The 13,425-nt window shown below is 70.1% G+C and carries 12 protein-coding genes; 10 read left to right on the top strand and 2 right to left on the bottom strand.

From position 1 onward, the window contains the following. Positions 1 to 9 precede the first annotated feature (9 nt). The 5 genes from recA to dapF all read left to right on the top strand — a co-directional run bounded on the left by recA (position 10) and on the right by dapF (position 5,526). A complete protein-coding gene (gene recA / locus H284_RS0117950) occupies positions 10 to 1,083 on the top strand; it encodes a recombinase RecA (protein ID WP_018191453.1) in 1,074 nt (357 codons plus the stop codon). Between the two features lie 31 nt (positions 1,084 to 1,114). Next, positions 1,115 to 1,984 (top strand): regulatory protein RecX, encoded by an 870-nt coding sequence (locus tag H284_RS0117955; RefSeq protein ID WP_231371273.1) that lies wholly within the window; start codon positions 1,115 to 1,117, stop codon positions 1,982 to 1,984. Positions 1,985 to 2,055: 71 nt separating this feature from the next. Next, complete coding sequence (gene miaB / locus H284_RS0117960) at positions 2,056 to 3,666, top strand: tRNA (N6-isopentenyl adenosine(37)-C2)-methylthiotransferase MiaB (RefSeq protein ID WP_020077316.1); 1,611 nt, start codon at positions 2,056 to 2,058, stop codon at positions 3,664 to 3,666. Continuing rightward, a complete protein-coding gene (gene miaA / locus H284_RS20400; RefSeq protein WP_051092487.1) occupies positions 3,663 to 4,637 on the top strand; it encodes a tRNA (adenosine(37)-N6)-dimethylallyltransferase MiaA in 975 nt (324 codons plus the stop codon). The genes miaB and miaA overlap by 4 nt, the downstream gene beginning before the upstream one ends. Positions 4,638 to 4,647: 10 nt before the next feature. After that, a complete protein-coding gene (dapF, locus tag H284_RS0117970) occupies positions 4,648 to 5,526 on the top strand; it encodes a diaminopimelate epimerase (RefSeq protein ID WP_020077318.1) in 879 nt (292 codons plus the stop codon). A 117-nt stretch (positions 5,527 to 5,643) separates the two neighbouring features. Here the strand turns inward: dapF and H284_RS0117975 are convergent, their stop codons facing one another. Next, positions 5,644 to 6,261: a methyltransferase gene (locus H284_RS0117975; protein ID WP_029043010.1), complete on the bottom strand. Its 618-nt coding sequence runs from the start codon at positions 6,259 to 6,261 to the stop codon at positions 5,644 to 5,646. Between the two features lie 55 nt (positions 6,262 to 6,316). Between H284_RS0117975 and hflX the strand changes: the two genes are divergently transcribed. From hflX to H284_RS0117995, 4 genes are all read left to right on the top strand, one after another. Next, positions 6,317 to 7,852, top strand: a complete 1,536-nt coding sequence (gene hflX, locus H284_RS0117980) for a GTPase HflX (RefSeq protein ID WP_018191447.1) — start codon at positions 6,317 to 6,319, stop codon at positions 7,850 to 7,852. Between the two features lie 234 nt (positions 7,853 to 8,086). After that, positions 8,087 to 9,067: a methylenetetrahydrofolate reductase gene (locus tag H284_RS0117985; RefSeq protein ID WP_018191446.1), complete on the top strand. Its 981-nt coding sequence runs from the start codon at positions 8,087 to 8,089 to the stop codon at positions 9,065 to 9,067. Next, complete coding sequence (metE, locus tag H284_RS0117990; protein WP_020077320.1) at positions 9,064 to 11,427, top strand: 5-methyltetrahydropteroyltriglutamate--homocysteine S-methyltransferase; 2,364 nt, start codon at positions 9,064 to 9,066, stop codon at positions 11,425 to 11,427. The genes H284_RS0117985 and metE overlap by 4 nt, the downstream gene beginning before the upstream one ends. A gap of 91 nt (positions 11,428 to 11,518) precedes the next feature. Next, positions 11,519 to 11,869, top strand: a complete 351-nt coding sequence (locus H284_RS0117995) for a metallopeptidase family protein (protein ID WP_018191444.1) — start codon at positions 11,519 to 11,521, stop codon at positions 11,867 to 11,869. 98 nt (positions 11,870 to 11,967) lie between these two features. On the opposite strand, the gene lexA is transcribed toward H284_RS0117995, so the two are convergent. Beyond that, entirely contained in the window at positions 11,968 to 12,648 is a 681-nt protein-coding gene (gene lexA / locus H284_RS0118000; RefSeq protein WP_018191443.1) for a transcriptional repressor LexA, read from the bottom strand. Positions 12,649 to 12,910: 262 nt separating this feature from the next. Here lexA and H284_RS0118005 point away from each other — a divergent pair, with 262 nt between their 5' ends. Next, complete coding sequence (locus H284_RS0118005; RefSeq protein ID WP_018191442.1) at positions 12,911 to 13,276, top strand: LysM peptidoglycan-binding domain-containing protein; 366 nt, start codon at positions 12,911 to 12,913, stop codon at positions 13,274 to 13,276. Positions 13,277 to 13,425 lie beyond the last annotated feature (149 nt).

Raw genomic sequence — 13,425 nt, forward strand, 5'->3', positions numbered from 1 at the left:
AACCGCAAAATGCCATCACCCGCAGACCGCGAGAAGGCCCTGGAAACAGCCCTCGCGCAGATCGACCGCCAGTTCGGCAAGGGCTCCGTCATGCGACTGGGCAGCGACGAGCGCGCCCCCGTCGAGGTCGTGCCGACCGGATCCATCGCCCTCGACGTCGCCCTCGGCATCGGTGGACTGCCCCGCGGCCGCATCGTCGAGATCTACGGCCCGGAGTCGTCGGGTAAGACGACGCTGACCCTGCACGCCATCGCCAACGCCCAGCGGGCGGGCGGCATCGCAGCCTTCATCGACGCGGAGCACGCACTCGACCCCGAGTACGCGCGAAAGCTCGGCGTCGACATCGACGCGCTCCTCGTCTCGCAGCCCGACACGGGTGAGCAGGCGCTCGAGATCGCCGACATGCTGGTCCGCTCCGGCTCCATCGACCTGATCGTCATCGACTCCGTCGCCGCGCTCGTGCCCCGCGCCGAGATCGAGGGCGAGATGGGTGACTCGCACGTCGGCCTCCAGGCCCGTCTGATGTCGCAGGCACTCCGTAAGCTCACCGGTGGCCTCAACCAGACCAACACCACGATGATCTTCATCAACCAGCTGCGTGAGAAGATCGGTGTCTTCTTCGGCAGCCCGGAGACCACCGCCGGTGGTAAGGCGCTCAAGTTCTACGCGTCGGTGCGCCTCGACATCCGTCGTATCGAGACCCTGAAGGACGGCGCCGACGCGGTCGGCAACCGCACCCGGGTGAAGGTCGTCAAGAACAAGATGGCCCCGCCCTTCAAGCAGGCGGAGTTCGACATCCTCTACGGTGTCGGCATCTCCCGCGAGGGCAGCCTGCTCGACTTCGGTGTGGAGCACGGCCTCGTCAAGAAGTCGGGCGCTTGGTACACCTACGAGGGCGACCAGCTCGGCCAGGGCAAGGAGAACTCGCGCAACTTCCTGATCGCCAACCCGGACATCGCGTCCGAGATCGAGCAGAAGATCAAGATCAAGCTGGGCATCATGGCCGACCCGAACGCGGTGGCGGAAGAGCCGTCCAACGTCGGGTCGATCGAAGACAAGCTGCAGGCTCGAAAGGGCGCGTAACCGTGCCCTTCGCCTCACGGAGGAGATCCTCGTGGTGGTGAAGTTCCCGTCCTCTCCGCAGGACGACCAGGGTGACGGTACGTCGACCGCCGAGGCGGGGGCGCGGGAGCATTTGGCTCCCGTAACCCCACTCCGGCGAGCGGCCTCCGCCCGCGGTGCCGACGGCGACCAGCATCCGTCGCGCCGCGGCAAGGCCCGCGAGGGCCGGTCGCAGGAAGGCGTTGTGCGGCCAGTGGTCGCATTGCCCGGCGAGGCTCCAGGCGGGGACGCCGCGGCGGGCGCCGCGCGCGGGCGACCCGGTCAGAGGACCGACGCGGGGTCGGACTCCGGGTGGAACAACACCTGGGGTGCCGAGCCCCCGGCGCCATCGATTCCCGACGAGGCCGAGGTCGACGAGGAGACGGTTCGGCAGGCGCGCAAGACGTCCGGGGTCGCGATCCGTCAGCTGGCGCGGCGGGGCATGTCGCGGTGGGAGCTCGAGCAGTTGCTCACCAAGCGCGAGATCGACCCGGCGGTGTACGGGCCGGAGCTCGATCGGCTGGAGGTGCTCGGCGTGATCGACGACGCAGCGCTCGCTGCGACACTCGCCTTCACGCAGCACAGCCGGAAAGGGCTCGGGCGCACGGCGATCGAGCAGGAGCTCAAGCGGCGCCACATCGATCCCGTCCTGATCGAGGCCGCGTTGGCCGACATCGGCGACGACGACGAACTGGAGCGCGCGACGGAGCTGGCCGTGAAGCGCATGGGGCAGCTGTCGTCCTACGACGACGAGACCGCCCGACGCCGGCTGCACGGGTTCCTTGCGCGCAAAGGGTACGCGTCGGATGTCGTGCGGCAGGCGATGGATGCGGCGTTCGCGACCCGGCGCCCGCGTGGCGGTTCCGGAGTCCGTTTCCAGTAGGCGGGCGTCTGCCGAACGCCCCGTGACCACGTCGCCCGCGAGGCGGCGAGAAACGTAGACTTGTCGCCATCATGAGCATCCTGGAACAGCACAGCGTCATCGCGCCCTCCGAGGCGGCTATCCGTCCCGACGGCCGAGCGCGAACCTACGAGGTGCGCACGTTCGGCTGCCAGATGAACGTCCACGACTCCGAGCGCCTCAGCGGCTCTCTCGAAGCGGCGGGTTACATCCCCGCCAACGGTGAAGAGGCCGACATCGTCGTCATCAACACCTGCGCGGTGCGCGAGAACGCCGACAACAAGCTCTACGGCAACCTCGGCCACCTCGCCGGCGTGAAGCGCCGGCACGAAGGCATGCAGATCGCCGTGGGCGGGTGCCTCGCCCAGAAGGACAAGAACGTCATCCTCGAGAAGGCGCCGTGGGTCGACGTCGTCTTCGGCACCCACAACATGGGATCGCTCCCGAGCCTGCTCGAGCGCGCCCGGCACAACGACGCCGCCGAGATCGAGATCCTCGAATCGCTCGAGACCTTCCCGTCGACGCTTCCGACCAAGCGCGACTCGTCGTACTCCGGCTGGGTCTCCATCTCGGTCGGCTGCAACAACACGTGCACGTTCTGCATCGTCCCGTCGCTCCGCGGAAAGGAGAAAGACCGCCGCCCGGGAGACATCCTCGCCGAGATCCAGGCCCTCGTCGACGACGGGGCCATCGAGGTCACGCTGCTCGGGCAGAACGTCAACTCCTACGGCGTGGAGTTCGGAGACCGTCAGGCATTCAGCAAGCTCCTGCGCGCCGCCGGCCAGATCGAGGGCCTCGAGCGCATCCGGTTCACCAGCCCGCACCCCGCAGCGTTCACCGACGACGTGATCGACGCGATGGCCGAGACGCCCAACGTCATGCCGCAGCTCCACATGCCGCTGCAGTCCGGGTCCGACCGCATCCTCCGCTCCATGCGCCGTTCGTACCGCTCCGAGAAGTTCCTCGGCATCCTCGACCGCGTGCGGGCGAAGCTGCCGGATGCGGCGATCAGCACCGACATCATCGTCGGCTTCCCCGGTGAGACCGAGGAGGACTTCCAGGAGACGCTCCGCGTCGTCGAGGCCGCCCGCTTCGCGTCGGCCTTCACCTTCCAGTACTCCATCCGCCCCGGCACGCCCGCGGCGACCATGGAGGACCAGGTGCCCAAGGAGGTCGTCCAGGAGCGCTACGACCGGCTCACGGCGCTGCAGGAGCGCATCTCCCTGGAGGAGAACCAGAAGCTCATCGGCCGCGAGGTCGAACTCCTCGTCGCCAACGGCGAGGGCCGGAAGGACGCTGACACGCGCCGGCTCAGCGGCCGCGCCCAAGACAGCCGCCTCGTGCACTTCGAGCTGCCCGCAGGCTCCGAGACGCCGCGTCCCGGTGACGTCGTCACCGTCCGCGTCACCCAGGCCGCGCCGCACCACCTCATCGCCGACTCGGCGGACGGCGCGCCCCTGCGCATCCGCCGCACCCGCGCGGGCGACGCCTGGGACCGTGCAGAGGCCGAGTCCTGCGCCGTGCCCACCCACGGCGGCACGGCGGCGGGCGCCGCAGCGGGCCGCGTCTCCCTCGGACTCCCGACGCTCCGCACCCGCGAGCCGCTCACGTCGCCGGGCGTCGGCACGATGCCGATCTACGACCCGACGGACGGACAGCGCTGAGCGCGGCGTCCGTCCCTCCGCTCGTCGCCATCGTCGGCGCGACCGGCACCGGCAAGACCGACCTCTCGCTGGCGCTGGCCGACGCGCTGCGCGTCCGAGGGCGCACATCCGAGGTCGTCAACGCCGACGCGATGCAGCTGTACCGCGGCATGGACATCGGCACGGCCAAGCTCCCGGCGGAGGAGTGGCGCGGCATCCCGCACCACCTCTTCGACGTGCTCGACGTCACCGACGAGGCCACCGTCGCCCGCTACCAGCCGGAAGCGCGGGCGCGCATCCAGGAGATCGCCGACCGTGGCGCCGTCCCCATCCTGGTCGGCGGCTCAGGACTGTACGTGTCGAGCGTGCTGTTCGACCTGCGGTTCCCGGGAACCGACCCCGAGCTTCGGGCACGCCTCGAAGCCGAACTCGCCGAGCACGGGCCGGGGATGCTCTTCCAGCGCTTGGCCGAACGCGACCCGGAAGCCGCACAGCGGATCGGATCGCGGAACGGCCGCCGCATCGTCCGCGCCCTCGAGGTCGCCGAGCTGACCGGCACCTCCGTCACCGGCGCGCTGCCCGACGAGCCGTCCCTCTGGCACGAACCGACCGTCATCATCGGGCTCGCCGCCCCGCGCGACGAACTCGTCGCCCGGCTCGACGCCCGCGTCGACCGGATGTGGGCGGAGGGGCTGCTCGCCGAGGTGACGGCACTGATCCCTGAGGGCATCGACCGCGGTGTCACCGCCCGCCGTGCGATCGGCTACGCCCAAGCCCTCGCAGAGCTGCGCGGCGAGCTCTCCCGGGAGGACGCGATCGCCCAGACCCAGCAGTTGACCCGTCGCTACGCCCGCCGGCAGGTCAGCTGGTTCAAGCGCTACCCGGGCATCCACTGGCTCGACTACGACGCCCCGGACCTGGTGGATGCGGCCATCGCGCTGGTGGATTCGGCGGAGGCCGTCGAGCGCGGCGCACCGGCGGCGGGTCGCTAGGCTGGAACGCATGGCGACCATCCACTTCACCAAGGGTCAGGGCACGGGCAACGACTTCGTGCTCTACTCCGACCCGGAGGGGCGCCTGCCGCTCACCGCCGCCCAGATCGCCGAGATCTGCGACCGCCACTTCGGCGTCGGTGCCGACGGTGTCATCCGTGCGGTCCGCTCCGCGCACCTCTCCGAGGGCGAGGCAGCCCTCGCCGAGGACGAAGCGGCCATCTGGTTCATGGACTATTACAACGCCGACGGGTCGCCCGCCGAGATGTGCGGCAACGGCATCCGTGTCTACGTCCGCTACCTCCTCGAGACCGGCCTCGCCGAGCTCCCCGAGGGCGGGACGATCGCCATCGGCACACGCTCCGGCGTGCGTGACGTGCAGCGCAGCACCAACGGCTTCCAGGTCGACCTGGGCCGCTGGCGCCTCGACGGCGGCGAGCCGCTCGTCCGTGCCAAGGAGCTCGCCGTCGCCCGGCCCGGGCTGGGCATCGACATGGGCAACCCGCACGTCGTCGTCGCCGTCGCCGACGACTCCGAGCTCGACGCGGCCGACCTCTCCTACATCCCGCACATCGAGCCGGCCCCCGAGCACGGAGCGAACGTCGAGTTCGTGGTGCCGCACGAGCCGCTCGTCGTCGACGGCGTCGGCCGCATCCGGATGCGCGTGCACGAGCGCGGGAGCGGCGAGACGCTCTCCTGCGGCACGGGTGCTGCGGCCGCCGCGCTCGCGGTCCGCTACTGGGCGGGCGAGGGCGCCCCGAACCAGTGGCGCGTGGAGGTGCCCGGCGGCACCGTCGGCGTCCGCATGTTCGCGACCGAGGACGGCGAGCACGTCGGCCTCTCCGGCCCCGCCGCCCTAGTCTTCACCGGCACGCTCGACCTCGCCTGACTCCCTTCCCCCTTCCCTGCCCCCACCGTCGAGTCCGCACAAATTGCACGCGCCGCGCCACGACGGCGTCAAGTTTGTGCGTACTCGACGGGGGAGGGGAGGCGCGAGGGCGTGCGATCAGGCGTCGGCGTGGGAGCGGGCTCGGAGGACGCGGTAGCCCTTCGAGGTCGCGGCTCGCGTGGTGGTCAGCTCGGGGAAGGTCGCCTGGATCCATCGCTGGAGGGAATCGCTGCCGAGGTTGCGCTGCACGACGAGCCAGGCGTCCGACCCGGGCTCGAGCCGGGGCAGCCAGCGCTCCAGGATGTTGTGCAGCTCGTTCTTGCCGACGCGGATCGGTGGATTCGACCAGATCGTCGTAAATCGCACGTCATCGGGAACATTATCCGGCGTCACCGGGTTTACATTGGTGAGACCGAGCTTCTGCGCATTCCTGCGCACCAAGTCCAACGCTCGGGTGTTGACGTCGACGGCCCAGACCGTCGCATGAGGGGATTCGAGAGCAAGTGTGAGAGCCAGTGGCCCCCAGCCGCAGCCGAGGTCGAGGAACTGACCTCCGGGCGGCGCTGCGGGGACATGGTCCAGCAGCACTCGCGTACCCATGTCGATGCGCTCGGGGCTGAAGATCCCGTTCGCCGTCACCAGCTCATATGTCTGGCCGGCGAGCTGAACGGTGAACGGCCGCAGGTTCATCTCGCTCTCGGGCGCCGGGGAAAAGTAGTGATCTCCGCTGGCCATAAGCAGACCGTACAGGACACGAACAAACTAGGGTTAACCCGGATCGGGGAACTGAATGACTGATAAGACCGACATCCGCGACCACGACGCAGACGACGTGGTCGCGCGCGTGCTCGCCACGCAGGACAACCGTGCAACGGTGACGCTGTTCGGCTCGGGTGCGTCCGCACGGGCGCAGGCCCTGCAGGCGGACGCCGTCGAGGGCGGACTGCACGACGGCGAGCAGCTCGACCGCGAGGAGCGCGCGGCGCTTCGACGTGTGTCCGGGCTCTCCACCGAGCTCCAGGACGTCACCGAGGTCGAGTACCGGCAGCTGCGACTCGAGAACGTCGTGCTGATCGGCGTGTACTCGCAGGGCTCCCTGCAGGACGCCGAGAACTCGATGCGCGAGCTCGCCGCCCTGGCGGAGACCGCAGGAGCGGCCGTGCTCGATGGGCTGCTGCAGCGCCGACCGCATCCCGACCCCAGCACCTACCTCGGCCGCGGCAAGGCCGAGGAGCTGGCCGGGATCGTGGCGGCCCTCGGCGCCGACACCGTGATCGCCGACACCGAGCTCGCACCGAGCCAGCGCCGTGCGCTGGAGGACGTGGTGAAGGTGAAGGTGATCGACCGCACCGCGGTGATCCTCGACATCTTCAGCCAGCACGCCAAGAGCCGTGAGGGCAAGGCGCAGGTCGAGCTCGCGCAGCTCGAGTACCTGCTCCCGCGCCTCCGTGGCTGGGGTGAGTCGATGTCCCGCCAGGCCGGTGGCCAGGTGGGTGGAGCGGGCGCCGGCATGGGCTCGCGCGGACCGGGTGAGACGAAGATCGAGTTGGATCGTCGTCGCATCCACACGCGCATGGCCCGGCTGCGCAAGCAGATCGCCGGCTTCAAGCCCGCCCGCGAGGCGAAGCGCGCGAACCGCAACCGCAACTCGGTTCCGTCGGTGGCGATCGCCGGCTACACCAACGCGGGCAAGTCGAGTCTGCTGAACCGCGTGACCAAGGCCGGCGTGCTGGTCGAGAACGCGCTGTTCGCGACGCTGGATGCGACGGTCCGCCGCTCGGTGACCGCCGATGGCCGGCTGTACACGCTGGCCGACACCGTCGGCTTCGTGCGCAACCTGCCGCACCAGCTGGTGGAGGCGTTCCGTTCGACGCTGGAGGAGGTCGCCGATTCCGACGTCATCCTGCACGTGGTCGACGGCTCGCACCCGGACCCGGCCTCGCAGCTGGCGACGGTGCGCGACGTGATCGGCGAGGTGGGCGCCCGCGACATCCCGGAGATCGTGGTCTTCAACAAGGCCGACCTGATCTCGGCGGACGACCGGCTCATCCTGCGCGGACTGGAGCCGGGCGCGATCTTCGCGTCGGCCCGGACCGGCGAGGGGATCGACGAGGTGCTGGCCGCCATCGCGCGGCTGCTGCCGGATCCCTCCCTCGAGGTGGAGCTGGTGGTGCCGTACGACCGCGGCGACCTCATCTCTGCGCTGCACGAGCGGGGCCGCGTGATCTCGACCGAGTACGTGGAGGAGGGCACCCGCGTGACCGCGCGGATCATGCCCGAATACCACGCGGCGTTCGAACCGTTCGAGGTGGCCGCGACCTCATAGCCGCGAGCCGCCACCCGAAGGCCGGGCGGATCCTCTGTGTCACTGGATGACGCGGGAGGTTCCGCCCGGCCTTCTGCGTTGCTAGATTGCCAGACAACCGAAGCGGGCGACCGCCGACGTGGTGCGACAGCCGAGCCCGGCACCCGCCCGAGTGAATCCCTCCCTGTGCCGAGCGGCCTGTGCCGAGCGCGGGTGGGACGTCCTTGTGCCGCTGTCCGACCATCCGAGGAACCCATGAGCTGTACCGAGGCCCGGTTCTCCTTCGAGCTGTACCCGCCGCGCACCGAACGCGCCGCGGCGGCGCTGCCGGGGACGATCGACCTGCTGGCCGCGACGTGTCCGGATTTCATCTCCGTGACGTACGGTGCCGGCGGCTCTTCGCGGACCGCCTCCCTCGACGTGCTGCGCTACATCATCGAGCACACCGAGGTCAGCCCGATGGCCCACCTCACCTGCGTCGGCTCGTCGCACGAGGAGGCGCACCGGCTGATCCGCGACTTCCTCGACGCGGGCGTTCGCCGCTTCCTCGCGGTCCGCGGCGACCCGCCGGAGGGGCTGGCCGAAGGGGACGACGGGATCGGCGACATCCGCACGACCGCGGAGCTGGTGCAGCTCATCCATCGCGTCCAGGCCGAGCGGGTCCCGTACGGCGAGCTGGCCGTTCCCGAGCTGCACGCGCAGGCCGTGCTGGAGCATCGCGAGCATGTGCAGATCGCCGTCGCCGCCTTCCCGAACGGGCATCCGTCGTCGCATTCGGTCTCGCAGGACATCGACGCCCTGCTCGCCAAGCAGGCGGCCGGGGCGAACCTGGGGATCACGCAGCTGTTCTTCCACGCCGAGGACTACTTCCACTTCACCCAGCGTGCGGCCGAGGCGGGCGTGACGTTCCCGATCCTGCCGGGCATCATGCCGGTGACGAGCCCCGCACGCCTGAAGCGGATGCTGGAGCTCAGCGGCGAGGACCTCCCCAGCGACCTCGCGATCGAGCTGGAGGTCGAGCCGACCGACGAGGGTCGCCGCGAGATCGGCATCGCCTGGGCGGCCCGGCTCGGCGAGCGGCTGCTCGCCGGCGGCGCCCCCGGACTCCACCTGTACACGTTCAACCAGCACGAGGCCGTCCTGTCCGTGCTGGACCGCATCGGCGCCCTCCCGGCGGCGAGCGAGACCGCATCCACCACCCCGGCGAACCCGGCCACCGAGAAGGAACCAGCATGACCGACACCACCTCCGCCGCTTCGGGCCGCCCCGCGTTCCCGGCGGGCACCATCATCGGCTACCCGCGCATCGGCCGCCGCCGAGAGCTGAAGAAGGCCGTCGAGGCGTTCTGGGCGGGCAGCATCGACGCCGACGAGCTGGAGGCGGCCGCGGCCGACCTGCGCGCCGCCACGCGCGAGCGGCTCGCGACCCTCGGCCTCGGCCGCACCGACGCGTCCATCCCGGAGAGCTTCAGCTTCTACGACCAGGTGCTGGATGCGGCGGTCACCGTCGGCGCCGTGCCCTCGCGGTTCGCGGGGCTCGCCTCGGCCGACGGCTCCGTCGACCTGTCCGGCTACTTCACGATCGCCCGAGGCGAGGGGGAGAACCCGCCACTGGAGATGACGAAGTGGTTCGACTCCAACTACCACTATCTCGTGCCGGAGATCGGCCCGGAGACGGCGTTCCGGCTGGCCTCGGACCGCATCGTCCGCGAGTTCGAGGAGGCCCGCGCTGCGGGGTTCGTCACGCGTCCGGTCATCGTCGGGCCGGTGACCTTCCTGCTGCTGAGCAAGGCGGCCGACGACGCCCCGGAGGGGTTCCGTCCGCTCTCGCGCTTGAGCGACCTGCTGCCCGTCTACGCGGAGCTGCTTTCGCGCCTGTCCGCCGCAGGCGCCCCGTGGGTACAGCTCGACGAGCCGGCTCTCGTCAGCGAGAGCATCGACGAGCCGCGGGATGCGGTGCTCGGCGCGGTGCGCGAGGCGTACGACGTGCTCGGGCGCGCGTCCGACCGTCCTGCACTCTTCGTGGCGGCTCCGTACGGGAGCCTCGACGACGCCCTGCCCGTCCTCGCGGCCAGCCCGGTGGAGGCGATCTCCCTCGACCTCGTGCGCGGGTCCATCCCGTCGGGGCTCGACGCGGCGACCGCATCCGCCCTCGCCGGGAAGACACTCGTCGGCGGCGTGATCGACGGGCACAACATCTGGCGCGGCGACCTCGAGGCGGCGTTCGGGAAGCTCACGGAGCTGCTGTCGCTCAGCCCCGTCGTGACCGTGTCCACGTCCACCTCGCTGCTGCACGTCCCGCATGACGTGGATGACGAGCCGGACCTCGACGCGCGCTTGACGTCGTGGCTCGCCTTCGCCGACCAGAAGGTCGCCCAGGTCGCCGTGCTCGCGCGCGGGATCGTCGACGGCCACGAGGCGATCCAGGAGGAGCTGACCGCCGCGACCGCTGCGCTCGCCGACCGTGCGTCGGCGCCGGGCGTCCGCGTCCCCGCCGTCCGCGAGCGCGAGGCCGCGCTGACCGAGGACGACTTCCGTCGTGGCGCGTACGCGGACAGGCTGGCGGCGCAGGATGCCGCCCTCAGCCTCCCGTTCCTACCCACGACGACGATCGGGTCGTTCCCGCAGACGGCCGACATCCGCCGGTCGCGCGCGCAGCTGGCGAAGGGCCTCATCACCGAGGCGGAGTACCTGGGCCGCATGCGCGACGAGATCAAGCGCGTCGTCGACCTCCAGGAGGAGATCGGGATCGACGTGATCGTGCACGGCGAGCCCGAGCGCAACGACATGGTGCAGTACTTCGCCGAGAACCTGGACGGCTTCGCGGTCACGCGCAACGGCTGGGTGCAGTCCTACGGTTCCCGCTGTACGCGCCCGTCGATCCTCTGGGGCGACGTCTCGCGGCCCGCACCCATCACGGTCGAGTGGTCGGCGTATACCCAGAGCCTCACCGACAAGCCGGTGAAGGGGATGCTCACGGGGCCTGTGACCATCCTCGCGTGGTCGTTCGTGCGCGACGACCAGCCGCTCGGCGAGACCGCACGACAGGTCGCGCTCGCGCTCCGAGACGAGATCGCGGACCTGGAGGAGGCGGGCATCCGCGTCGTCCAGGTGGACGAGCCGGCGCTGCGGGAGCTGCTGCCGCTGAAGAAGGCGGCGCAGGGCGAGTACCTGGACTGGTCGGTCGGGTCGTTCCGCCTCGCCACCTCGGGCGTCGCCAACGGCACGCAGATCCACACGCACCTCTGCTACTCGGAGTTCGGCGTCGTCATCGACGCGATCCGGAACCTGGATGCCGACGTCACCAGCATCGAGGCGGCCCGCAGCCGGATGGAGGTCGTCCACGACATCCAGCGTTCCGGCTTCGAGCACGGCATCGGACCGGGCGTCTACGACATCCACTCGCCGCGTGTGCCGTCGGTCGCCGAGGTGACCGAGTTACTGGAGACGGCGCTGGAGGCGATCCCGGGCCGGCAGCTCTGGGTGAACCCGGACTGCGGCCTCAAGACGCGCGGGTACGACGAGACCGTCGCCTCGCTCCGCAACATCATCGAGGCGACGCGCGGAGTGCGCGAGCGGGCGGCCGTGAACGCCTGACGCCTTCGACGAGGCGATCTGCGGCCCCGGTACGCTCACGGCGTACCGGGGCCGCGGTGTTTCGGGAGGGCCTGCGTGTGAGGATGGGCGCATGGTGCGCATCCCGGACGAGGAGTTCGAGCGGATGGTCGGCGACATCTTCGATGCGCTGCCGGACGACATGGTGGGGCCGCTGGAGAACGTCGCCATCCTCATCGAGGATCAACCGGACGGCGCCCGGCCGCGGCTGTTCGGGCTGTACAGCGGACGGCCGCTGACCCGGCGTTCGGTGTACGGGTTCGGCGAGCTGCCGGACCGGATCACGCTGTTCCGCAACAACCTGGAGGCGTCGGCCGTGTCGGAGGACGACCTGCGGGCCCGGGTCCGGCTCACCCTGGTGCACGAGATCGGTCACTACTTCGGGCTTTCCGACGACCGGTTGCGGGAACTCGGCTGGGCCTAGCCCTTTCTTCCCGGTGCCACGATTTGGCGCAAATCGCGGTTATGAGGCGGTCATAACCACGATTTGGCGCAAAACGTGGGGTGGGGCGGGCGGGATGCTCAGACCGCGCGGAGGACCGCGACGACCTTGCCGAGCACCTGCGAGTAGTCGCCGAGGATGGGCTCGAAGTTCGAGTTACGCGGCAACAGCCAGGTGTGGCCGTCGCGCTGGCGGAAGACCTTGACGGTCGCCTCCTCGTCGAGCATCGCGGCGACGATGTCGCCGTTCTCTGCCGTGTTCTGGGCGCGCACGACGACCCAGTCGCCGTCGCAGATCGCCGCGTCGATCATCGACTCGCCGACGACCTTCAGCATGAACAGCTCGCCGTTGCCGACCAGCTGGCGGGGGAGCGGGAAGACCTCGTCCACCTGCTGCTCGGCCGTGATCGGGATTCCGGCCGCGATGCGGCCGACGAGCGGGACCATCGCGGCGTCACCGACCGGTGTCTGGTTCTCGTAGTCCGGCGCGGACTGCGACGACGACGGCAGGTCGATGAGGATCTCGAGGGCGCGCGGACGGTTCGGGTCGCGCCGGAGGTATCCGCTCAGCTCGAGCTGGTTCAGCTGATGCGTGACGGACGACAGAGAGGAGAGGCCGACGGCGTCACCGATCTCGCGCATGCTCGGCGGATAGCCGCGCTGGCTCACCGATCGCTGGATCACATCGAGGATCGCCAGCTGCTTGTCGCTCAGGTTCTTGCGGCGACGGGTGCCTCCGCGTGCCTGGTTCTCATTCGACACGGGCGTCCTCTCCTGGCGTCGGCGGCCCTGCGGGGATGCTCCCTGCAGGAATGTCGGTGGTTCCTGATCTGATGTCCTCAGACAGTCGAAACTGTATCCGCGTCGGGAAGGGAAGACAAACATGTGTTCGAGTGTGTCGCGAACTTCGTCCCCGAATCCCCGGCCTGAGGGTATCTTGCGGATTCGGACATTCGAAGATACATTCGGAACACAGCTTCGCACCCGCGAGTCTGAGGAGGTCACGACCATGAGCGCAGTACTGATGAGCGAGTCGGTTCCCACCCTTCGTGCGGTCCCGCCGCTGCCGGAGGGAGCACGGGTCCGCCTGCGTCTCACGCGGCGCGGTCGCGCGGTCCTCTCCGCCCTCGTCGCGCTGCCCCTCGTCATCGGAGCCCTCGTGTTCGCACTCAACGGCGGCGGCGCGGTCGCCACCGGTGAGCAGACGCACGTCAGCTTCCAGTACGTCACGGTGGAGTCGGGCGACTCCCTCTGGTCGGTCGCGGAGCGCGTAGCGCCGAACGCCGACCCGCGCGACGTGATCGCCGACATCGTCTCCCTGAACGGCCTCGACTCGGCCGTCGTCTCGCCCGGCCAGCAGCTCGCGGTCCCGGCGAAGTACGCGCACTAGGCGGCGTCGCACGGTAGGCGCCGTCCGCACCTCGCGGCGGTAAACGGAGGGGATCCGCGGCTCGGCAGCCGGGATCGCCTCCGTTTCCCGTTCCCGGGCTTGCATCTCGTCGGAAGGTCCTCCGTTTCCGTCGCCCGGAGGCCGGTGGC

The organism is Cryocola sp. 340MFSha3.1 (genome assembly GCF_000383315.1).
Lineage (GTDB): Bacteria > Actinomycetota > Actinomycetes > Actinomycetales > Microbacteriaceae > Leifsonia.